Here is a 22,446-nt window from a genome sequence, read left to right as displayed (position 1 = left end):
AGCAGTGGTAACAGAATTGGTAGCAGTTTTTCTGTTTCCTTTTATTAATAATGTTGCTAAGTCCTTGATTTTATTGGTTAAAAAAGTTGATGGGTGAGTTTTTTTCACAGCCCCGTCCGCTCCGCCAGAAAATCGAAAAGGCGAACGAAAGTTCGCCTTTTTTTGTATTCGCAATTTCGAAATTGTTATCCTTAGTCATACGATCGGTTGACCATGTTTGAATATATTCGTACCCATCAGCGTTTAATGCAATTTTTATTATTGCTGATTATTTTCCCTTCGTTCGCTTTCTTCGGTATTGAAAGTTATACCAGATCGCAAGCTGCTGCCGGCGCTGCAGTGGCGACCGTCGGCGGTCAGTCGGTGATGCAGGCTGAGCTCGATGCTGCATTGCGCGACCAATTGGAAAAATTCCGTCAATCCTATGGCGCGCAATTTGATCCGAAATTGATGAACACACCAGAAGTGAAGCAAAACGTTCTGGACGAAATTATTTCTCGTAAAGTCGTTGCATCCGAGGTTAAAAACAATAAGTTATTTATTACTGATCACATCTTGCAGCAAGCAATTATGGCAAACCCTGGTTTGCTGAAAGCCGATGGAAGCTTTGATTCAGAAAAATACAAAAACATTTTGGCTTCGCGCGGTATGACGCCTGCCATGTATGAGCAAAGCTTGCGTCAGGATATGGCGTTACAACAATTAATTGACTCTGTACAAAATACAAACATCGTTCCAAAGGCAGTGGCTGAACGTATTGCTCTGATTGGTGAGCAAGAGCGTGAGGTGCAAGCGTTGACATTTAAAGCGTCTGATTTTGTTTCTCAGGTCAAAGTTACTGACGAGATGGTGAAGGCGTTTTATGATAAAAATGCGGCACAATTTGAGATCCCAGAATCGATTAAGGCTCAATATGTGGTACTGAGTAACGATGCTCTTGCAGATCAGATTTCCGTGACGGATGCTGAAGTTCAGGACTTCTACAAAAATAATGCCAAGGCATACAGTGTAGATGAGCAACGTCGTGCCAGCCATATTTTGATCGCGGTTGCTAAAGATGCGAGTGCGGCTGATAAAGCAAAAGCAAAAGCGAAGGCGGATGGATTGCTGGTTGACTTGCGTAAAAATCCGGCAGCGTTTGCTAAGTTAGCCAAAGAAAATTCACAAGATCCTGTTTCTGCTGAACGTGGCGGCGATTTGGATTTCTTTGGAAAAGGCGCGATGGTTAAGCCTTTTGAGGATGCTGCCTTTAAACTCAACAAGGGTGAGATCAGTGACGTCGTTCAATCTGATTTTGGCTACCACATCATTGAGGTAACTGATATCAAAGCAGCGGGTATTAAGCCACTTGACGATGTTAAAGCGCAAATTGCTGCGGATATCAAAAAGCAAAAAGCATCGAAAGCCTATGCTGAAGCTGCAGAAACTTTTGGTAATACCGTTTATGAACAGTCTGATAGTCTGAAAGCAGTTGCTGACAAGCTCAAGCTGAAGATTGAAACTGCAGATAATCTGACTCGTCAAGGTAATCCTGGTGCGCCAGCGACTATGTTTGCGAACAATCCTAAGTTCTTAAAAGCAATTTTTGCTGATGATGTTGTGAAGAAAAAACACAATACCGAGGCGATTGAGGTTGCCCCAAACACGTTGATTGCTGGTCGCATGTTGGAATACAAGTCGGCAAGTAAGCGCCCTCTGGAAGAAGTTAAGGCGATGATTGTTGCGCGTTTGACACAGACGGAAGCAAATGATCTCGCTGAAAAAGAGGGTAAAGCAAAATTAGCTGCCTTGAAACAAACTGATGCGACGACTGGTTTTTCAGATGTGAAAGTGGTCTCACGCGCCAAGCAGGAAGATGTTTCGCCGCAGGCAATGGCACAAATCATGAAAGCGGATACGCAAAAATTGCCATCATTTGTTGGTGTTGCTTTGGGGAATACCGGATATGCTATCTATCGCATTTCCAAAGTGAATGCAGGCAAAGCTGATCCTGCTAAACGTGCAGCTGAGGCGCAACAAGTGTCGAATTTGTTAGCGCAGCAAGAATTGGCAAACTATGTTGAAGTGTTGAAGAAAAAAGCCAAAGTAACAGTCAATAAGTCGGCCTTGGAAGCGCCAGCGCAGCCAGTTCAATAATCGAAATAGTTTTATTTAGTTGTGTTAAAAAGCGGTGCCAATTTGGCGCCGCTTTTTTTTTTGCTAAAAAGTCATTGGGTGTTATTCTGGTATTTGTTGTCATCTGGTCGCGCGGAGACTTAAGCTTGCTTAGATTTTGGCAACATTTGATGTGTATCAATGTAACTGATGAGTGCGGTTGTTATTCTGACGGTGTATTTTTACAACAGAGTGAGATCATGACGATAACTAAAGAAAACTCATACAACTATCGGGTTGTACGCCAATTTTCAGTCATGGCTGTAGTGTGGGGAATAGTCGGCATGCTGGTAGGCGTGGTGATTGCGACTCAACTGGCCTGGCCTGAATTTTTAACCGGAATCCCCTGGCTTAGCTATGGACGCTTGCGACCTTTGCACACCAATGCCGTGATTTTTGCATTTGGCGGCTGTGCATTGATGGCAACTTCGTATTATGTAGTGCAGCGCACGTCTAACGTGCGTTTGTTTTCTGATGGCCTGGCAGAATTTACATTCTGGGGCTGGCAACTGGTGATTGTTGCTGCGGCGATTACTCTGCCATTGGGTTATACCCAAGGTAAAGAATATGCTGAGCTCGAATGGCCGATTGATATTCTGATTGCGGTTGTCTGGGTGGCGTACGCCATCGTGTTTTTCGGAACACTGGTCAAACGTAAGGTTGAGCATATCTACGTCGCCAACTGGTTCTACGGTGCGTTTATTATCGCGGTTGCTGTTCTTCATATCGTCAATAGCGCAGCAATGCCAGTATCTCTGTTGAAATCGTATTCTGCCTATTCTGGTGTGCAAGATGCGATGGTGCAGTGGTGGTATGGTCACAATGCAGTAGGTTTCTTCCTGACAGCAGGTTTCCTGGGCATGATGTACTACTTCATTCCTAAGCAAATTGAGCGTCCGGTATATTCGTATCGTTTGTCTATCGTTCACTTCTGGGCGTTGATCTTCACCTACATGTGGGCGGGTCCGCATCACTTGCATTACACCGCTTTGCCAGATTGGGCACAATCCATTGGTATGGTGTTCTCTCTGATTCTGCTGGCACCATCCTGGGGTGGTATGGTCAACGGTATCATGACTTTGTCTGGCGCCTGGAGTAAGTTGCGCTCTGATCCTATCTTGCGCTTCCTGATCGTGTCTTTATCGTTCTACGGTATGTCGACATTTGAGGGACCTATGATGGCGATCAAAACAGTCAACTCTTTGTCTCACTATACTGACTGGACTATTGGTCACGTGCATTCAGGTGCGTTGGGCTGGGTAGGCTTTATTTCTATCGGTAGTTTGTATTACCTGATTCCTCGTTTGTTTGGTCAGACACAAATGTATAGCAAGCGTTTGATTGAGGTGCATTTCTGGGTTGCAACCATCGGCGTGGTGTTGTACATCGCTTCGATGTGGATTGCCGGCGTGATGCAAGGTTTGATGTGGCGTGCAGTGAATGAAGACGGTACTTTGACTTACACCTTCGTGGAAACTGTAAAAGCAACTTTCCCTTACTACGTGATTCGTCTCACTGGCGGCGCGATGTACTTAAGCGGCATGTTGGTGATGGCATACAACGTAGCGAAAACCTTGATGGCTGCAAAGCCTGTCAATAATGCGATTCCTGCCTTACCAGCTGCGCATGCGCATGCATAGTTCGCAGAAATAAGTCAGAGAAATCAAAAGGAGAAGTTTGATGCGTAATTTTACTCATGATCTGATTGAGCGTAACGTCGGCCTGATGCTGATACTGGTGATTTTGACGATCAGTGTCGGTGGTTTGGTGGAAATCGTTCCGCTGTTTTTTCAGAAAACGACCACGCAGCCAGTGCAAGGCCTAAAGCCTTACACGCCGCTGCAATTGGCAGGCCGCGATATTTATCTGAGAGAAGGTTGCTATGGCTGCCACTCTCAAATGATTCGCCCATTCCGTGCTGAAACCGAACGTTATGGCCATTATTCGGTCGCAGGTGAATCTGTTTATGACCATCCATTCCAATGGGGTAGTAAGCGTACTGGTCCGGATCTGGCACGCGTTGGCGGTCGTTACAGTGACAACTGGCACCGTGATCACTTAACAGATCCACGTTCCGTTGTCATTGAATCTAATATGCCCGCCTACCCATGGTTGGGCAAAACGCAGCTGGTTCCTGCAGATATCGTGCCGAAGTTGAAAGCAATGAAAACTTTAGGTGTTCCATACACCGATGAAGAAATTGCTGCAGGTCCGGCTGAACTCGAGAGCAAGACAGAACTGGATGCGCTGATTGCCTATCTGCAAGTTCTGGGAACTGCAATTAAAAACAAAAATTAAGAAAAGTGCTTCCTTGGGTTATCACTTTTTGAGAAGGGGAAAATTATGAATTTCACGATCCTGAGCAGTGTGGTGACGGTGATTAGCCTGTTTGTATTTCTGGGCATCGTCTACTGGGCGTTCAGCTCCGGTAACAAGGAGCGTTTCGAAAAAATGGCTCGGTTGCCAATTGAAAATGAGGATGGGAAATAGTCATGGCTGATTTCTTTAGTGAATGGTGGGGAATAGGGATTTCCATCGTTGTTGCCATAAGTATGGTTGCCTGCGTCGTGTTGTTATGGTCGCAGTCCAAGGTCAAAGTCAAAGTAGGGGCTGACGGAAAACCTTTGCCTGCAGAAACCACAGGTCACGTCTGGGATGGTGACTTGATGGAGCAAAATAATCCATTGCCACAATGGTGGAAATGGTTGTTCTATCTGACGATCGCATTTAGCGCGGTTTATCTGATTATTTATCCTGGTTTCGGTGCTCGTCAGGGTACCTTGGGATGGAGTCAGGTAGGGGCCTATGAGAAAGAAATGAAGGACGGCGAGGCGCAATACGGTCCTATCTTTAATAAATTTTTGGCGATGGATATTAAAGATGTAGCTCGTGATCCTCAGGCGCATGAAATTGGTCAGCGTTTGTTCCTGAATAATTGTGCTCAATGCCACGGTTCTGACGCACAGGGTGGTAAAGGTTATCCAAATCTGACAGATAACGACTGGCTGTATGGTGGTGATCCTAAAACGATAGAATTGACTATCACAGAAGGTCGCCACGGCATCATGCCACCAATGGGTGCGGTTGTTGGTACGGATGATGATGTACGTAATGTTGCTAACTACGTGCTAAGTCTTTCCAATTCTGCGCATGACCCGATCAAAGCGGCGATTGGTAAGCCAAAGTTTGCTGCTTGTGCTGCATGTCATGGCGCTGATGGTAAGGGTAATCAGATGGTTGGTGCGCCTAACTTGACTGATAAGATTTGGTTGTATGGTGGTGATATCAATACCATCATGGAAACCATCAATAAAGGTCGCAACAATCAGATGCCAGCACATAAGAGTATCTTGACACCAGGCAAAATTCATTTGTTAGCAGCTTATGTCTGGAGTTTGTCGAATACAGGTAATGCAGCAAGTGTGTCGGATGCGGATACGAATGCCCTGAGGCAAATTACTGCTACTGCAGCTACGCCTGATGCAGGCAATGTTGTGAAGTAAGTTTTATTAAATAAAGAAGCAAACAATGAAGCATATCCCCATTATTCCAGTACCAATTGAAGAGGCAGAGTTAGCCTTATTTGAAGAACGTAAAAAGATTTATCCACGTTCTCAGAAAGGTTGGTTTGCTTCCCGGCGCTGGGTAATGGTGGCTTTGACTCAATTGCTGTTTTACGGCACTGTCTGGCTGGGCTGGAATGACAGGCAGGCAGTGTTATTTGATTTGGTTGCACGTAAATTTTATATATTTGGCTTTGTTTTTTGGCCTCAGGATTTTATCTATCTGGCAGTATTGCTGGTCATTTCTGCGCTATCGCTTTTTCTATTTACGGCAATAGCCGGGCGGTTATTTTGTGGTTATGCTTGTCCGCAAACCGTCTACACCGAAATCTTTTTATGGGTAGAGAGCAAGGTTGAGGGCGACAGGAATGCGCGTATCAAACTCGATGCAGGACCTCTGACTGCACACAAGTTTTCTCTCAAATTTATCAAGCATTTCATCTGGCTGATGATAGGCCTGTGGACTGGCTTTACTTTTGTCGGCTATTTCACCCCAATCAGACAGTTAGCGAGCGAAATTTTTAGCTTTACGCTCGGTCCATGGGAAATATTCTGGCTCTTGTTTTATGGTTTTGCTACCTATGGTAATGCCGGCTGGTTACGCGAGCAAGTCTGTAAATACATGTGCCCGTATGCGCGATTCCAAAGTGCGATGTTCGATAAAGATACGCTGATTGTGACGTATGACACAGAGCGTGGGGAGCCACGCGGATCACGTAATAAAAAAGTCGACTTCAAAGCCAAAGGACTTGGTTCTTGTGTTGATTGCGGTATTTGTGTTCAAGTTTGCCCTACCGGTATTGATATCCGTAATGGCTTGCAATATGAATGTATTGCCTGTGGTTTGTGTATTGATGGTTGTGATCAGGTCATGGATAAGATGGGCTACGAGCCTGGCTTGATTCGTTACACGACTGAACACGCTTTGACGCGAAAATTAGATCAAAAAGCAATGTGGGCGCGTGTTTTCCGCCTCCGTACTTTGATTTACTCTGGAATTTTAGCGCTGATTATTTTGGCGACTGCAGTATCTTTGTTTAATCATATACCGTTAAAAGTCGATGTTATCCGTGACCGCACTATGCCTAAGATAACTGAAATGGGAGCGATCGAAAACGTCTATCGTTTGCAGGTAATGAATACCCAGGAATCAGCGCGCAGATATAGTGTTGAGATTATCGGGTTGCCGGGGGCAACTATCCTGAATAACCCTGTCGTCGAAGTTAAGTCGGCGAATGCGACCGCGGTGCCGATCCGGGTCAGGGTGCCAGCTAATACATTGCAGCCAGGTTCCAACCGCATCCGGTTTGAGATTAAAGATCTGGATGCGCCAGATGTTAAAGTGATAGAAAAAGCAGTATTTTTAGTTCCACGTTAGGAGAAGTAATGGACGCCGTTCTGATTCCGAAGAAAAAAGATAAATGGTATAAAGAGCCATGGTTGCTCCTGGTGGTTGGTGGTCCTGCCGTGGTTGTTTGCGCGAGTATTTTTACAGGTGCCATTGCATTTATGGGCTCCGATAAAGTCGTCGCAGAAGATTATTACAAGCAAGGTTTGACGATTGATAAAGATATCCAGCGCGACGCCAAAGCCAGAGCAATGCAATTGAGCGCGACGCTGAATTTCGATGCTGCCAACAGTAAAATACGCATGCAACTAAGTGGCAAGGGAGAGTTTCCTTCTTCTCTGCAATTAAGCATTGCTCATGCAGCAAATGATGGCATGTCTGTGTCAGAAATCATACGCCGTTTGCCGATGACGCAGGTCAGTCCGGGCGTGTATGAGGGCGACTCAAAACTGATCTCGAATATTTCTTCCAGTTCTGTTAAATTGTTTCATCTCAAGTTGGAAGCCTCTGACTGGAGATTAACAGGCGATTGGTTTGAGCCAGAGCAAAAGGTTGCGCAGCTAAAAGCGTCATAATTGTAGCGCTTCCCTAAGATTTGTTGTCTGAGGGCTTGTGAATAGTGATCCCTGAATGGTCGTGGACCGTCTGGATCGTTTGGCGCGAGTCCTAAATATAATCACTAGAAGGGGACGAGATTGGAACATGCTATTTCTGAACACCGCAAAGCGCATTTGCGACCGATGTTGATGATAGTGCTATGGCCAGCATTTTTAATGGCGTGCGCTGCGACAGGATTGTTTTTTAGTCTCGTTGATCCGATGGAGCTTATCGTGTTGGATGAGCGTCTGCAAATGCATATTTCAGGCGTGTATACGATAGGCTTTTTTGCATTTTGGTTGCTCGGAATTCTTTCTAGTGGATTGACTGCCTTACTCGTACAAAAAGCTCACTAGAATCGAACCAAAACTTATGAATATGCATGAATCAGCTATTTTCCCAGCGATAGAAATACCAGAAGAATTAATTCGCCGTTTTGATTCTTTCGGTCCGAGATACACTTCGTATCCAACCGCTGACCGGTTTCATGCGGAATTCAATGCTGATTCGTACGTTTCTTATCTGAAAGAGCGTGACGGTTTATCCGACAAGCCGCCGCTTTCTTTGTACATCCATATCCCATTTTGCGCTTCGCTTTGCTATTACTGCGCGTGCAATAAGGTGATCACCAAAGATCGTAGTCGCTCAGCAATATATCTGACGTATCTGGAAAAAGAATTAAAACTGGTCACTCAGCATTTGTCACAGCGTGAAAGTCTGAGCCAATTGCACCTGGGTGGCGGTACGCCGACATTTTTGAGTCATGATGAAATGCGTCAACTGATGGCGATGTTACGTCAGCACTTTGATTTTACCAACGACGCCGAGATCTCGATTGAAATTGATCCGCGTACTGTTACTTCAGAGAGTTTGCAAATACTGCAAGAAATTGGCTTTAACCGCACCAGTCTTGGCGTGCAGGATTTTGATCCTGAGGTGCAAAAAGCGGTGCACAGAATTCAAGCGTTTGACATGGTGGCACATACCATCAGCGAGAGTCGTCGTTTTGGCTTTGAGTCTATCAATTTCGATTTGATTTATGGTCTGCCTAAGCAATCTCTTGAGAGTTTTTCCAAGACGCTCGATCAGGTTATTAGTTTATCGCCAGATCGTATTGCCTTATACAACTACGCGCATTTACCGACCCGCTTTAAACCTCAGCGTCGGATTGCGGAGGCGGATTTGCCGAGCGCGGAGCAACGTCTGGAAATTTTCCTGATGTCCTTGCGTCGCTTGCTGGCGGAAGGCTATGTGTATATTGGTCTTGATCATTTTGCAAAACCCGATGACAGTCTGGCAAAAGCAACTTTGGATGGTAGTTTGCACAGAAATTTCCAAGGCTACACCACGCGTTCTGATTGTGATCTGATTGCTCTTGGCTTATCCGCCATTGGCAAGGTGGGCAATTCTTATGTGCAAAATTTGCGAACTCTGGACGAATATTACGCGTGTCTTGATCGGGACATGCTGCCAGTCGAAAAAGGCTTCGATCTGAATCAAGATGATCTGATGCGTCGCCAGATCATTATGGATATGATGTGCAGCACTGGCGTTGATTTTGACTCTGTAGAGAATCAGTACGGTATTTCTTTCCGCGATTATTTTGCCAACGAATTGCAGACGATGGGGGCTTACGCATTGGAAGGCCTCGTAGGGATGACTGACACTGGTATCCGTGTGTTACCGAAAGGGCGATTGTTTGTGCGTGCTTTTGGCATGGCGTTTGACGGTTATCTGGCAAAACAGACTGCGGCCAAATATTCGCGCCTGATTTAATTATGCTGACCCTGCCTCTGGCACTTGCAGCTTTAACCGCCGGTATTGCTGGAGGCGTACACTGTATAGGAATGTGTGGTGGAATTTCGACCTTGTTAAGCAAGGCTGCTATTCGTCAGACTAAAATCATTCCAATTAATATCGCTTCGATCCACAAGCGAAGCAAAGTATCTGACAGCACACGGTCATCATTGTATTTTCAAATGCTATTGCAGTCTGGACGGTTGACAACGTATATGTTGATCGGCGCCATGTTCGGCGGTCTCGGCAGTGCCGGATTGGTGTTTGGCCCTTATTTGCTGGTGCATCAAATCTTATTTATCTTCGGCAATCTCGCTTTGCTGGCGCTGGGTCTAAGGGTTTTGGGATTTAATTTGCATTTTGCATGGCTAAGCAAGATATTCTCTCAATTCCAGCAAAAGCTCTTTGAACGTATGCCTGCACTTAAAAGCGGCGTGCGTTTTCCTTTTTTGACAGGCATGGTTTGGGGCTGTTTGCCATGTGGTTTGCTCTACAGCGTGATCCCTTTCGCACTTTTGTCGGGGGATTGGTTTGCAGGTGCAATGTTGATGCTTTTGTTCGGGCTAAGTGCCTTGCCGCATCTGTTGGTGAGTCAGGGTATTTTTGCCTTTGCCAGTGAGCGTAAAGCACCCGCCTGGCTAAGAAATGCGGGTGGGGTGAGTTTGATAGGTTTAGGCTTGATAGGCTTGTGGTACTTTGATATGAAGCAGATGCCTGCCTTTTTATGCGTAATGCCAGCGACGTGATAGAGGTCGCCTTTCGAATGAATAAAAATTTCAGACTGAGCTTCAGGCCTTGATGTTTAGTAATGTCCCCAAAACCTGATCGGCAGTTTTTACTACCTGGGCATTCAAGTCAAAACCAGCTTTGTATTGGATAGAATTAACGGTTTCCGTGGTCAAATCAGTCCCGCTAGACGCATTAGCATCGGCATTAGAATTGGCAGAGGCGGCAGCACCCGCTTTGCTGATATTGACACTCACGCCCCCCGTGGTTCCTTGCTGAAAATCAGCGACTTCAGGTGTGTATCCATTAGTGCTTGCATTGGCGATATTATTTGCCGAACTGTCGAGCGCTGTGCTGTTGGCGATTAAACCTGATAAGCCACTGCTTAATGATGAAATTGACATAATAAACTCCTGCAGACAGGGTGAACACGTTGTTTTCTAACGGAAAGGATATACCTTTTCTTTCAGTATTGCGCCCATTTTTTTGTAATAGCAGGTCGAGACGGGGGGAATTCAAGTTACCACAAGCGTCGCTGCAGAATCAATGGTGTTTAAGGTAAGAGATTGTCTTGACCGAATGATAATGAACCCGAGCTGAGTTTAGGTTTCCTGTTCTAAAGGTAATGTGATTTTCAATGTTGTTCCTTCTATATTATTGCTAACAACATGAAATTCTCCGTGCATCGCCTTGACGCGCTCGCGCATGCCAACTAAACCGAAGGATTGCGTTTTTTGCATGTCTTGATCATCAATCCCTTTGCCGTTATCGCTGATAGTAAAACTTAATTTGTCACTGGAATGATGAAATTCGATTTGTACATAGTTTGCTTCTGCGTGGCGCGCAACATTGGTCAGCGACTCCTGGATAATGCGGTAAATCGCCGTACTACGGTCATCGTCCAGGATTAAATGTTTTTCATCGGCAACCAGTTCACATTCAATCTTATGCCGTTGGGAAAAATCTTTTTGTAAGGTCTTTAAGGCAAAAAATAATCCACCTTCATCTAGCGCCCGTGGTCGCAGATCGGTTGCAATACGGCGCAGCGTTGTGATCGCGCTTAAGATCAGTTGATCCATGCTCTTCATGGTTTGTTGATTGTTTTCTATGAGCTGACGATCTCTTTGCAGTAAAGAGAGATCCATGCGTAAGGCTGCTAACAGTTGCCCTAGATCGTCGTGTAACTCGCGAGCAATATGTTTGCGCTCTTCTTCTCGTATAGTTTGCAGTGTGTTTGATAGTTGGCTTAATTGCGTATGGTAGGCAGCCATTTTTTCTCTGGCAATTTTGCGATCGGTAATGTCGCGGAAAATGACGGTGTAATAACGCTTACCATTTTCTAATTGATGGGCAATCGATGCCTCGATCGGAAATTCATTGCCGTCCGCTTTGCAGCCGGTGACATAAAAGTCTTCATAATGCGTTCCCATTTTGCGTCGCGTTGTACCGGCTTCGCCAAATTCGCGCATATGATTGCCGTGGCTATGCCGATGGCGCATAGGAATTAAGTTGTCTAGTGGCGCACCAATCAGACTATCTGCCTGATAGCCAAAAATCGCGGCAGCAGCAGGGTTGGCGAGGATGATAATTTGCTGTTCATCTACAGTGATGATGCCGTCAATTGCCGTGTCGATCATGCGGCTGAGACGTTCGCGTTGCAGAATTAATTCATTACTAGAGCTGACCAGGCTTTCGGTTGTTTCAGCCAATGCAGAATACGGGGTATGGATATTCACTGCGACCATACTGCGGTAGATGGCAATTGCCGCGAACAATTGAAATGTGTGGCCAATTGCAATATCGATATCACTGGTCGATGAATACAGTGAGAAATAGACTTCCGACATCGCCATCAAAGCACTGGCAAAAAATAAAGGTGCACGTTCTATATGCAAGTGTTCGGCAGTTTTATCTGATTGAAAGCGAACTGCATGTTGATAGAATAAAAACGCGGTCAGTGTATTGACTGCTACCAGAACCATTTCATAAGCGATTTTGAAGGTGGTTTGCCCAGCTGTTGCGCTGAATGTGAGTGGCACTAAGTGCGGTGCGTTAAAAATAACGACCGCAAGCAATGTCGTGCAGATCGTACCAATGAATAAAATAGAATACGACTGCTTCTTGCTGACATCAGAATCAGTGGGGTCTAAAGCCAGTCCCAGTAGGGTTATTGCAATTAAAGTGCGTGATGCTAGCCAGAAGCTTAGCGATTTATGCATGTCGATGGCGGTTTCAAAGCCAGGCATTCCTTGAAAGCTGACGGAATGGAAAAAGCCGAGTATCGCAGTGCATAAAAACGCGATTGCCAAAATAGCGCTACTTTTTTTTCTCGATTCACCAAACGCATTCCAGCAAACAATAAAGACCGAAGCAAAAATAACGATCGTGACCGTTTCTAAAAAGGTATGTACGGGAAGTGGTTGAGTTAGTCTGAACGTCGATAATAGTGCTTGGTTAGCCCAGAAAAGACATGAAATGAGGAAGAAGGCTGCAACCAGCCAGCGTGCCAGTAATATTCGATGGGTAGGGTTTGTAGTCGACAAGGACATGCACATTTTAATTTGGTGAAGTGATGTATGTATTTTAACGGCAAACGATGACAAAATTTTTGCTTATCATTGAACTTGATTCAACGCAAAAAAGGGTACCCATCGCATGGAGTACCCTTTCAATGATGCTGCAATGTTATGGTGATTCGTTTTCACCAGAGTTTGCAACACCGATTCTTTTAGTGCGACATGAAGACTGGTACCGTCATACTTTCCAGTATCGTTCTGGTGACGCCACCCATAATCATTTCTCTGAAACGTGAATGACCGTAACCACCCATCACAATCATATCGCTGTCCAGATCATGCGCTAAAGAGAGTAGAGCATTTCCGATATCAGTAGACGTTTTATGGACTGATACTTCAACTTTGATACCGTGTCTTGCCAGGTACAGTGCAATATCGGCGCCCGGTTGCTCGCCATGTGCATCTGGTGTCGATTTTGTATTGAAAATAGCAACCTGTACTAAATCAGCTTTTTTGAGTAAAGGAATTGCATCCGTCACTGCTCTGGTGGCTTCACGACTGGCGTCCCATGAAATTAATGGGCGTTTTGCGACTGAGTGAAAGTCACCTGCATACGGAATGATTAATGCTGGTCGACCAGAATTCATGACGATGTATTCAGGAAAATCTGGCAACACTGAAGGTGATGGTTCATCGCGATTTGTTTGGCCTACGATCACCAGATCGCTATACCTGGCTTGCAATCCAATGCCGCCGCCAGCTTCATCATTGGCAATTGATGACTCGTATGAACGGACGCCGATGTGATCCACCATTTTATTGAATTCGTCGATTGCTTTTTCTGCGCGCTCACGCAGAAAATTCAAATGGATAGTCAGGTTAGGATCGCTGGCACTGATGTTGCCATCCTGGTAAATAAAGCGCGATACACCAGTAACAGCTGTGCCAATCAGGTGTGCGTCTTCTGTGCATGCGATTTCAGCAGCAAATTTCACTCTCAGGCTAGAGCGATCAGATTCATCTACGTGGACAAGTATGGTTTTGTATGACATGAGTTGCTCCTGGAGATAAAGCAGGGCTGTGCCTCATGGCACATACATGCCCCGCAGATTATTATGAACCTATCGACAATACTTTGATACGTTTTTTTGCAATACGTTGACTAAATCAAATTCAGGCCGCGACTGCAGCGTCTGCGCTCCATTGTGGCATGAGTTTTTTGCTGACCAGGGTGGAAACTTTTTCGCTGACTTTGTTGCGTGCTTTTGTTGGTGGCAGGCGACGCAGTGTTTTGAGTGTCGCTGGGTCGAGCAGGCAAATTTCACGTTGTTCGACGCTGATTAAGCCCATTTCATTGAAAGCAGACAAAGTGCGGCTCACGGTTTCTAGTGTTAATCCGAGGTAACTGCCAATTTCATGACGTGTCATACGCAAATTGAAAGAGCGACCGGAATAACCCAATTGGCTGAAGCGATCGCCCAGGTTAGTCAAAAAGCGAGCAACCTTGGCTTCTGCGCTCAGCGCGCTCAACATACCAATCATCAATTGTTCGCGCACCAGTTCACGGCTCATGACGCTGAACATTGCGTGTTCCAATTCCGCATAAGTGTGTCCCAAGGCAGTGAAAATCTTGTATGGCAACAAAATGATATCGCAGTCAGACAGAGCCACTGCTTCCGAAGCGTGGTGTTGGTTATGAATGCCGTCGATACCGAGTAAATCACCTTTCATAGGGAAGCTCAACACTTGTTCATTGCCGTATTCATCAATCAGCACCGTTTTCAAAAAGCCAGAATTGACGATGTAAAGCGTGTCAAAGCTTTGACCGATAGTGTGGATTCGTTGACCTGCTTTAAAGCGCACATGTTGAAACAAAACCTCCTCTTCAACAGAGCTCACAGGCGCTGCAATGTGCAGTAAATCACACACTTCACGCAAGTTTGACCATAAATTGCCGTGGCAGCGCCAGCCAGCTTCATTGATGTTAGCAGACAGGATCGCCTTGCTCGCTTGGTTGCTAAAGCTTGATGGGCGGGAAGAAAGCGCTGCTGTAGTCATGTGAGTCTCCAGAGGGTGAGATTTAAAATATTAAATAAGTTGATTCGAAAAATTCGGTGCTTGCCAGCGGTTCAAAAATCCTGGTATTAACTGAAAGTCAGTCGATTTATCTAAAAAACCATCAGCACCGGCGCGCATTGCATGTTCGCGATTATCTTCAGTGGAGTGGTTAGTTAAAACGACGACTTTTACTTCAGGTTTTTTTTGCTTGATGTTTTTGAGTAACTGCAATCCATTACCTTCGCCGAGTTGGAGATCCAAAATAATGGCGTCAGTGTCGGTATTGATGACTCTCTCAAGTGCGGATTCAACATCGCCAGATACGCCGATGACATGGATGCCTGGAACCTCTTCAACGAACCGTATTAATCGGTTCTGAATCAGTACAGAGTCTTCGACAATAAATAAATTCATGATGCTGTTGATGTTGAACACCGCTTTGTTTGCATGTGTTCATTATGCTGAATCAATGTATTGATTTAAATCAGGGCTTGCTGATTTGATCTGTCGGATTTAAAGCCGTCGTTGTAGGAGTTTTCCTACAAGATGTGACATTTGATGGGAGAAAATGCTGAGGCGTCGGGCGTGTAGCCTTTGCCTCGATGGAAAAATGCAGAGTAACGGGGGGAGGGGGCTCAGGCGTTTGGCGTCAGCAGGTGGTGTGCAACTGCATATTGAACCAGATCAGACATATTATTCATGTTCATTTTTTGCATGATCCGCATTTTGTGTGTGCTGACAGTTTTAACGCTGAGATGAAGTAAATCGCCAATTTCGGTAATGGTTTTGCCTTTGGCAAGATGGCAGAATACCTCAAATTCACGGTCTGATAGGCTGATGTGCGGCAGATTATCGTCTGCTGGCATGGCATTCATTGCTAATTGCTCGGCAACTTCAATGCTGATATAGGGGCGACCGGATGCTACTTTACGTAAGGCTGTCACCAATTGTGTTCCAGCGCTCTCTTTGGTCAGATAACCACGTGCACCAGCACGGATAGCGCGCACAGCATATTGCTCTTCCTCATGCATGGTTAAGATTAAAATCGGCAGCTTAGGGAATTCATCTTTGATCTGGCGGATTAAATCAACACCGCTGCGACCTGGCATAGACAAATCCATCAATAAAACGTCAAAAGTTACGCTTCTGACCTTTTCTAAGGTATCAAAGCCATCGACTGCTTCCGCTACAACTTGAATGTCATCATTGCCATCAAGAATGCGTTTTAAGCCTTCGCGCATGATGGTGTGGTCATCGGCAATCAGAATACGAATCATTGAATTGGTACTAAGTAAAGTTTCATTGCAAGGCTGCAAGGCTTTTACTATTGTACTGTACAAGACCGACTGTCGTATGTGTATCGTGGTAAAAATTCCAATTTGGAGGGCGGCGTCAAATTTCGCGGCAGAGTGATGGTTGCTCGCAATGGTTGACGCCGCGTCTTCGTTGTTCTGACAATCCAAGCGAGCAGTGGGAGCCCGTACGCCAATTTCAATGAACTTTCGTTCTGTGTACCAGCACAGGAATGCAGCACAAAGACAGAACTTTGGTGGTTGTACTGCCTAATAACAAGTTGCCTACACCGCTGCGTCCGTGAGATCCCATGAAAATTAAATCGCAACCATAGAGTTTTGCAGTGTGGACGATTTCTTTTGCAGGGGAATCGTGGAATTGCACGATGCTTTCAAAAGCGATTCCTGCTTGTTTCGCTGCCTCTTTGGCAGGTTCTAAATAGGTTTGACCAAAATTGCGCATTGCAGCTTGGTATTCTTCTTCTGTTGGCGTATTGGGTGGAATAATGTCGATATAAATTGGATATTGGTAGTTACTGGCAACGAATACGGCAACAACTTTTGCGTTGATTTGTTTGGCAAATTCAATTCCGGCATAAATGGTGGCATTCGCCAGTTCTGAGCCGTCCGTTGGTAGGAGAATTTTGGTGTACATACCATGTCCTTTCAAAATAGCGAGGTTTTGATATGGGTAATCATGCTCTATTCAGTTTAGTAACTGTTTGATAAAGAACAAATATTTTGTCTTCAGGGTCGATGCAATCCATCAACTATGGATTTGTGCCAAACTAATGCGGCTAAAAAGTGCTTTGGATTCACTCATTAAACAAAGCAATTAACTAAACAAAGCAATTAACTGTTTTTTGATCGCGGCTGTTGGTGCGGTGGTGATGCTAATGCGCTCGCACTGATGCCACTTCCCAAATTTATTGAACACGTTCGCCAGGTCTTGCAATAAAGCGGTGCTGACGCGTGTTTCCGGTTCCAGATGCAGGGATTTGATTTCCATGATCTTTGTTTGTCGATGGGCTTTAGCATCGATGCGGCCTATGAGTTTACCGTGACGCAGGATGGGGAGGCAGAAATAGCCGTATTGGCGTTTTTCGGCTGGTGTGTAGCATTCTAAGCGGTATTCAAAGTCGAATAACTCTGAGGCGCGTTTTCGGTCCCAGACGACCGGGTCGAAGGGGGATAAGAGGCGCACGTTGGAGGTTTTGAGCTTGTTGTCGGCGGCGAGTTCTAACTCGGCTAAGTGGTCTGGGTGCACATAAATTGTTTGATCCCAGCCGGCGATTTGAGCTTTGATTAATTCACCTTTTTGCGCCAGTGTCTCAGGGTGGCAGTCTATAGAGATTTTTTTCATTCGAAAATAATCAGCGACCCAGCTTGCTTTGGCGATGCCTAAGGCTTTGACTGCATTTAACACTTTATGGCGTTCACTTTCCTGAGGTTCTGGTAGGTGAAGTTCATCATTCCAGGATGCATGTACCCGTTCTGTTAAATCGTAAAAGCGCTGAAAGTGATGACGCCGTGCCACCATCAATTTGCCGCTGGTAAAGAGGACTTCCAAAGAACGCTTTTCTGGCTTCCATCCCCACCATCCTTTGGGTTTATTTGCCTCGCTTTCTGGTCGCTCAAAATCGATCGAGCGTACTGCACCGTGTTTGGCAATGTGCTGATGTAGTTTTTGTATTTCGTCTGCATGTGAAGTCAGCCATTGATGATTGAATTTCCAGCCTAAGTTTTCTGGATTCAACATCTGGCGACGATAATGCCCAAAATCTTCAATGGGTAAAAAACAAGCTTCGTGCGACCAGTATTCAAATAATTTTCCTTCCGAGAGAAGCTCATCTAGCCATTCGGACTGGTAGTTGCCCAGACGGCTCCAAAGTACCAGATAGGGGCTGCGCGCAACCACGTTGATGGTGTCGATTTGAAGTGCATGCATATCGCGTATGCAGCGCAGTACATCTTGTTTGTTAGTGGTTTTTTGGGGACTATTAAGTAGTTGTTGAGCGTGTAAATGCAACGCACGGGCAGCAGGGAGGCTGAGATGGTAATCTGCTTGCTTCATATCATGATCCTTGCTGTGCGATGAAAAATAGGCCGTAGAAAAAATTTTGCCTCAAACGATACCAAAATGGCGTTCGTTTGAGGCAAGAGTTGTTTTATTTGAAATTACAGTGTCGGTTTAAAAATGTTTCAAACCAATCGCCGCTTTTACTTCATCCGTGGTTTGCGCCGCGATTTCGCGTGCTTTACGCGTGCCTTCTTTCAGTATTTGTAAAACCTGACCGCGATCTTTCGCAAACTCTTCTCTGCGTTCGCGGATTGGTGTGATCAGGTCGTGCAATACGCCTTCCAGGCGTGCTTTGACGACGCTATCGCCGAGACCGCCGCGCACATAATGATCTTTCATGGCTTGCAAGCCTTCTTTGTCCTGATCAAATGCGTCGAGGTAGATAAAGGCGACGTTACCTTCCAGATGGCCAGGATCGGCAACACGTAAATGCAATGGGTCGGTATAGACATTCTTCACTGCTGCTTTGATTTCCGCTGCGCTGGCACCAAGATTGATGCTGTTGCCCAATGATTTGCTCATTTTGGCTTTGCCATCGATACCTGGCAAACGACCAATTTCTGGCACCAATGCCTGGCATTCCACCAGAATATCCTTGTTCACAAGGCGATTAAAGCGGCGCACGATCTCATTGGTTTGTTCTATCATCGGGATCTGATCTTCACCGACGGGTACCAAACTCGCCTTAAAAGCGGTGATATCCGCTGCCTGACTGACAGGGTAGGTCAGGAAACCAGCTGGAATATCGCGTTCAAAATTTCTTAAGATGATTTCTTGTTTGATGGTCGGATTGCGCTCCAGGCGCGCAACTGACACCAAATTCAAGTAATAAAACGTCAGTTCTGTCAGTTCAGGAATTTGCGATTGAATAAAAATCGTCGATTTGGCAGGATCGATACCGACCGCCAGATAATCGAGGGCAACTTCCAGAACATTGTTATGAACTTTGGCCGGATCGTCCATGTTGTCAGTCAAAGCTTGAGCATCAGCCAGCATGATGTACTGCTGGTATTGGTGCTGGTATTTGACGCGATTGCGAAGACTGCCAACAAAGTGACCTAAGTGGAGCGGTCCAGTTGGACGGTCACCTGTCAATATCAGGTGGTTTTTGTTTTCCGGGGTGCTTGCTTGCATAGAGGGTCCATTGCTTTCATGCGTAAAAAAATGCCGCGCAATTTTGGCGGCATCTTGAAAATCTGCGTCTAAATAAGGCACTATGATGCCGTTACTAAAGAATATGTGTCAAGTTTGAAGATATTCCTCAAAAAGTCTGTGAATTTTACCGCGTCTTGTCGATAGAATCATGAATCTGGAATGGTAAAATGAGTGCCAATCTGATGGTCAGGCACAGTGTTGCCATTTACGTAAATAGAAAGAGTTATATTTTGACTGCCGTTGCTCCCCAAAAATTGGTTATTGCCTCACGCGAAAGCCGTCTTGCTATGTGGCAGGCGGAACATGTTCGGGATCGTCTGGCCGCTTTGTATCCTGACTGTGTGATTGAAATCCTGGGGATGACGACACGCGGCGATCAAATTTTGGACCGTGCTCTTTCTAAAGTCGGTGGTAAGGGCTTATTTGTCAAAGAATTAGAAGTCGCGATGGCCGATGGTGCGGCAGATCTGGCAGTGCACTCGCTCAAAGACGTGCCCATGGATTTGCCAGACGGTTTTGCGTTGGCAGCCGTATTGGAACGTGAAGATCCGCGCGATGCGTTTGTGTCGAACGATTATGCTTCTCTAGACACTCTGCCGCATGGTGCGGTAGTGGGTACTAGTAGTTTGCGCAGACAAGCTCTGATTTCGGCTCGCTTCCCGCATCTGGTGATCAAACCTTTGCGCGGTAATCTCGATACCCGTTTGCGTAAGCTAGATGAGGGTGAATATGCTGCCATTATTCTGGCCGCAGCTGGTCTTAAGCGTTTGGGTTTGCCGCAACGCATTCGCGCTTATCTTGAGCCTGAACAAAGCTTACCAGCTGCCGGGCAAGGTGCTATGGCTATTGAAATCCCTGGCAACCGCGCGGAGTTGGCGGCTTGGTTGGCACCTTTAAATCATCAGGCAACGGCGCAGGCAGTTCACGCTGAACGTACTGTGTCAAAGGCGTTTGGTGGTAGTTGTCAGATTCCTTTGGCTGCATTTGCTGTCGTCGATGGCGACAATATGCATTTGCGTGCGATGGTGGCGACCCCTGACGGCACGCGCGTCGCCCATACTGAAATTACAGGTGAAGCCAAACAAGGTATAGCGCTCGCGCTTAAAGCGGCGGAAGCATTATCTGCACAGGATGCGGAAGGCATTTTGGCTGTGTGTAAAGCACAGGCACAGGAATAATTGAGCATCTGATGCAGGCGAAAAAGGTCATCATCACCAGGCCGTTAGCGCAAGCCAGGGATTTTGCTGTTAAAGTGAATCAAATCGGCAGAGAGTCGGTTTTATTTCCGTTGATTGACATTCATGGTCTGTCAGATCAAACGCTGATTCGTAAAGCAGTTCGGGAATTGGCTGAATTTGCGTTGGTCGTCTTTGTCAGTCCGAATGCAATTGATGCTTTTTTTCAGCATGTGATAACCTGGCCAATTGATGTTCCGATTGCAGTGATGGGGGCGGGAAGTCGTCTCGCGTTGTCAAAACATGGGCTCACTGAGCAAAATGCAAGCATCATTAGTCCGGCCAATCGACTGAAAACTGACTCGGAAACCTTGCTGGAAGTTTTGGATGTGGCATCACTCGCGGGTAAAAAAGTGTTGATCGTACGCGGAACTGACGGGCGGGATTTTTTATCTGATGCTTTAAGGTCGTTTGGCGCAGAAGTAATATTGTTATCGGCGTATCAGAGATGCGCACCTGAATTCGATGATCAAAAGAAAGTCCAATTAATCCATTTGCTGGAAGTTGATCATCAGTGGGTTGTCACGAGTTCTGAGGCACTAAGAACCTTGATGAACTGGTGTGTTCAGCTTGAAATAAGTAAAATCGTGGCAAAACTGCAACATCAAACTATTATCGTTCCTCATGCTCGTATTGCGGAAGTTGCGCAACAGATGGGGTTTCATTTCATCACTTTGACAGCATCAGGCGACGAAAATGTGCTGGTCGCGTTACAATCTCACGTATGAATGAACAGCAAATAAATTCTGGCGCCACTGCGCCTACATCAAGCGCTGAACAGCCTGCTATGCAGACTGCAGCTACTCCTGTGCAAGTTGTCGTCAAAGAGGCCAATTGGACCCAACCGGCTTATCTGCTGTCCGGCGTTCTGGCAGTTCTCTTGGCTGCCAACTGGTGGTCTTCACAAAATCAGATTAGTACGTTACGCGAAGAGGTTGCACGGCGCCTGTTGTCAGCTGATACGACTAGCAGTGAAACCAAAATTCTGGCAAAAAACGTCCAGGAGACGACAAAAGAAATCCAGACCAAAGTTATTTTGCTCGAAGGTAAGCAGTCTGAGGCGCAAAGCCAGCAATTGGCGTTGGAACAGTTATACCAGGATTTATCAAAAAATCGTGACGAATGGGCTTTGGCAGAAATTGAGCAAGTACTATCGACTGCTAGTCAACAATTGCAATTGGCTGGTAACGTACCTGGTGCCTTGATCGCGTTACAAAATGCGGATAGCCGTCTTGCAAAATCGGACAAACCACAATTCATCACGATTCGTCGGGCAATTGCAAAAGATATTGAGAAGCTCAAGGCTTTACCTTCATTGGATTTGCCAGGTATCGCGCTGCGTTTAGATAGTGTGATTGCACAAGTGGATCGTATGCCGCTATGGGTGGACGAGAAATCGGTAGTAACGGCGACGCCACCTAAAGCGCCTCTGAGGGTATTGTCAAAATCTCAGAATGCGCATGGTTCGGATAAAACGGATAAGTCGGGTAAATTGGTTAAATCTGTTACTAACTCTGACGAGGATGTCGGCGATGTAACCTGGTCGATGCGTATGCAAGATGCGTGGCAGAGTTTTTCTAGCGAGATGTGGGGCGAGGTCAAGCAGCTCGTACGGATCCGCAATGTGGAGACGCCCGATGCCTTGTTGTTGACACCAACGCAGTCTTATTTCGCTCGTGAAAATTTAAAACTGCGTCTTTTAAATGCGCGTCTTGCCTTGTTGTCGCGAAATGAAACCGTATTCCGCAGCGATATTAATGCGGCTCAGGATGCGGTCGCGAAATATTTTGATACTCGCGCAAAACAAACGCAGACGGTGCAGGCCTTGTTGGTGCAGGTTCAGGGAAGTAACTTGTCGATAGAAATGCCAAGTTTGTCTGAGAGTCTGAATGCAGTACGTAACTACAAAGTGAAGCCTTAAGAGT

At 45.9% G+C, this 22,446-nt stretch carries 22 protein-coding genes; 13 read left to right on the top strand and 9 right to left on the bottom strand.

Translation table 11 applies throughout. From position 1 onward, the window contains the following. Positions 1-213: 213 nt before the first annotated feature. From H8K32_RS18840 to H8K32_RS18795, 10 genes are all read left to right on the top strand, one after another. Positions 214-2,136: a SurA N-terminal domain-containing protein gene (locus tag H8K32_RS18840; protein ID WP_186914104.1), complete on the top strand. Its 1,923-nt coding sequence runs from the start codon at positions 214-216 to the stop codon at positions 2,134-2,136. Positions 2,137-2,354: 218 nt separating this feature from the next. Beyond that, positions 2,355-3,794 (top strand): cytochrome-c oxidase, cbb3-type subunit I, encoded by a 1,440-nt coding sequence (ccoN, locus tag H8K32_RS18835; protein WP_186914103.1) that lies wholly within the window; start codon positions 2,355-2,357, stop codon positions 3,792-3,794. Between the two features lie 40 nt (positions 3,795-3,834). Then, positions 3,835-4,452: a cytochrome-c oxidase, cbb3-type subunit II gene (ccoO, locus tag H8K32_RS18830; RefSeq protein ID WP_186914102.1), complete on the top strand. Its 618-nt coding sequence runs from the start codon at positions 3,835-3,837 to the stop codon at positions 4,450-4,452. A gap of 45 nt (positions 4,453-4,497) precedes the next feature. Then, positions 4,498-4,644 carry a cbb3-type cytochrome oxidase subunit 3 gene (locus H8K32_RS18825; RefSeq protein WP_186914101.1) on the top strand — a complete coding sequence of 49 codons (147 nt, stop codon included), beginning with the start codon at positions 4,498-4,500 and terminating at the stop codon, positions 4,642-4,644. A 2-nt stretch (positions 4,645-4,646) separates the two neighbouring features. Continuing rightward, on the top strand, positions 4,647-5,657 hold the full coding sequence (gene ccoP, locus H8K32_RS18820) for a cytochrome-c oxidase, cbb3-type subunit III (protein WP_186914100.1): 1,011 nt from the start codon (positions 4,647-4,649) through the stop codon (positions 5,655-5,657). 25 nt (positions 5,658-5,682) lie between these two features. Then, a complete protein-coding gene (gene ccoG, locus H8K32_RS18815) occupies positions 5,683-7,095 on the top strand; it encodes a cytochrome c oxidase accessory protein CcoG (protein ID WP_186914099.1) in 1,413 nt (470 codons plus the stop codon). An 8-nt stretch (positions 7,096-7,103) separates the two neighbouring features. Beyond that, positions 7,104-7,640 (top strand): FixH family protein, encoded by a 537-nt coding sequence (locus H8K32_RS18810; protein WP_186914098.1) that lies wholly within the window; start codon positions 7,104-7,106, stop codon positions 7,638-7,640. A 120-nt stretch (positions 7,641-7,760) separates the two neighbouring features. After that, complete coding sequence (locus H8K32_RS18805; protein WP_246447492.1) at positions 7,761-8,018, top strand: hypothetical protein; 258 nt, start codon at positions 7,761-7,763, stop codon at positions 8,016-8,018. 16 nt (positions 8,019-8,034) lie between these two features. Continuing rightward, on the top strand, positions 8,035-9,438 hold the full coding sequence (hemN, locus tag H8K32_RS18800; RefSeq protein WP_186914097.1) for an oxygen-independent coproporphyrinogen III oxidase: 1,404 nt from the start codon (positions 8,035-8,037) through the stop codon (positions 9,436-9,438). 2 nt (positions 9,439-9,440) lie between these two features. Then, positions 9,441-10,205, top strand: coding sequence for a sulfite exporter TauE/SafE family protein (locus H8K32_RS18795; protein WP_186914096.1), 765 nt, complete (start codon positions 9,441-9,443; stop codon positions 10,203-10,205). 42 nt (positions 10,206-10,247) lie between these two features. Here H8K32_RS18795 and H8K32_RS18790 read toward each other — a convergent pair whose 3' ends face one another. The 9 genes from H8K32_RS18790 to trpS all read right to left on the bottom strand — a co-directional run bounded on the left by H8K32_RS18790 (position 10,248) and on the right by trpS (position 19,265). Continuing rightward, on the bottom strand, positions 10,248-10,589 hold the full coding sequence (locus H8K32_RS18790; RefSeq protein ID WP_186914095.1) for a flagellar basal body rod C-terminal domain-containing protein: 342 nt from the start codon (positions 10,587-10,589) through the stop codon (positions 10,248-10,250). 198 nt (positions 10,590-10,787) lie between these two features. Continuing rightward, entirely contained in the window at positions 10,788-12,734 is a 1,947-nt protein-coding gene (locus tag H8K32_RS18785) for an MASE3 domain-containing protein (RefSeq protein WP_186914094.1), read from the bottom strand. Positions 12,735-12,913: 179 nt separating this feature from the next. Continuing rightward, positions 12,914-13,753 (bottom strand): universal stress protein, encoded by an 840-nt coding sequence (locus tag H8K32_RS18780; protein WP_186914093.1) that lies wholly within the window; start codon positions 13,751-13,753, stop codon positions 12,914-12,916. 121 nt (positions 13,754-13,874) lie between these two features. Then, the gene (locus H8K32_RS18775) at positions 13,875-14,759 is read right to left on the bottom strand and encodes a helix-turn-helix domain-containing protein (protein WP_186914092.1); all 885 of its coding nucleotides are present in this window, start codon (positions 14,757-14,759) and stop codon (positions 13,875-13,877) included. A gap of 30 nt (positions 14,760-14,789) precedes the next feature. Further along, the gene (locus tag H8K32_RS18770) at positions 14,790-15,173 is read right to left on the bottom strand and encodes a response regulator (protein WP_186914091.1); all 384 of its coding nucleotides are present in this window, start codon (positions 15,171-15,173) and stop codon (positions 14,790-14,792) included. Between the two features lie 221 nt (positions 15,174-15,394). Beyond that, a complete protein-coding gene (locus H8K32_RS18765; protein WP_186914090.1) occupies positions 15,395-16,036 on the bottom strand; it encodes a response regulator in 642 nt (213 codons plus the stop codon). A gap of 214 nt (positions 16,037-16,250) precedes the next feature. After that, positions 16,251-16,706: a universal stress protein gene (locus H8K32_RS18760; protein ID WP_186914089.1), complete on the bottom strand. Its 456-nt coding sequence runs from the start codon at positions 16,704-16,706 to the stop codon at positions 16,251-16,253. Positions 16,707-16,886: 180 nt separating this feature from the next. Continuing rightward, positions 16,887-18,125 (bottom strand): winged helix-turn-helix domain-containing protein, encoded by a 1,239-nt coding sequence (locus tag H8K32_RS18755; RefSeq protein WP_186914088.1) that lies wholly within the window; start codon positions 18,123-18,125, stop codon positions 16,887-16,889. Between the two features lie 117 nt (positions 18,126-18,242). Continuing rightward, the gene (gene trpS / locus H8K32_RS18750) at positions 18,243-19,265 is read right to left on the bottom strand and encodes a tryptophan--tRNA ligase (RefSeq protein WP_186914087.1); all 1,023 of its coding nucleotides are present in this window, start codon (positions 19,263-19,265) and stop codon (positions 18,243-18,245) included. A gap of 251 nt (positions 19,266-19,516) precedes the next feature. Here trpS and hemC point away from each other — a divergent pair, with 251 nt between their 5' ends. Genes hemC through H8K32_RS18735 form a run of 3 tightly spaced genes read left to right on the top strand, consistent with a single transcriptional unit; the run spans position 19,517 to position 22,442 of the window. Continuing rightward, entirely contained in the window at positions 19,517-20,464 is a 948-nt protein-coding gene (gene hemC / locus H8K32_RS18745) for a hydroxymethylbilane synthase (RefSeq protein WP_281388617.1), read from the top strand. A gap of 11 nt (positions 20,465-20,475) precedes the next feature. Further along, positions 20,476-21,249 carry a uroporphyrinogen-III synthase gene (locus tag H8K32_RS18740; RefSeq protein WP_186914086.1) on the top strand — a complete coding sequence of 258 codons (774 nt, stop codon included), beginning with the start codon at positions 20,476-20,478 and terminating at the stop codon, positions 21,247-21,249. After that, the gene (locus tag H8K32_RS18735) at positions 21,246-22,442 is read left to right on the top strand and encodes a uroporphyrinogen-III C-methyltransferase (protein ID WP_186914085.1); all 1,197 of its coding nucleotides are present in this window, start codon (positions 21,246-21,248) and stop codon (positions 22,440-22,442) included. The genes H8K32_RS18740 and H8K32_RS18735 overlap by 4 nt, the downstream gene beginning before the upstream one ends. The last annotated feature ends 4 nt before the right edge of the window (positions 22,443-22,446 follow it).

It is taken from the genome of Cognatundibacterium jejuense (genome assembly GCF_014284255.1).
Lineage (GTDB): Bacteria > Pseudomonadota > Gammaproteobacteria > Burkholderiales > Burkholderiaceae_D > Undibacterium > Undibacterium jejuense.
The sequence above is the reverse complement of the archived record's forward strand: the minus strand, read 5'-3'. Positions and strand labels throughout refer to the sequence as shown.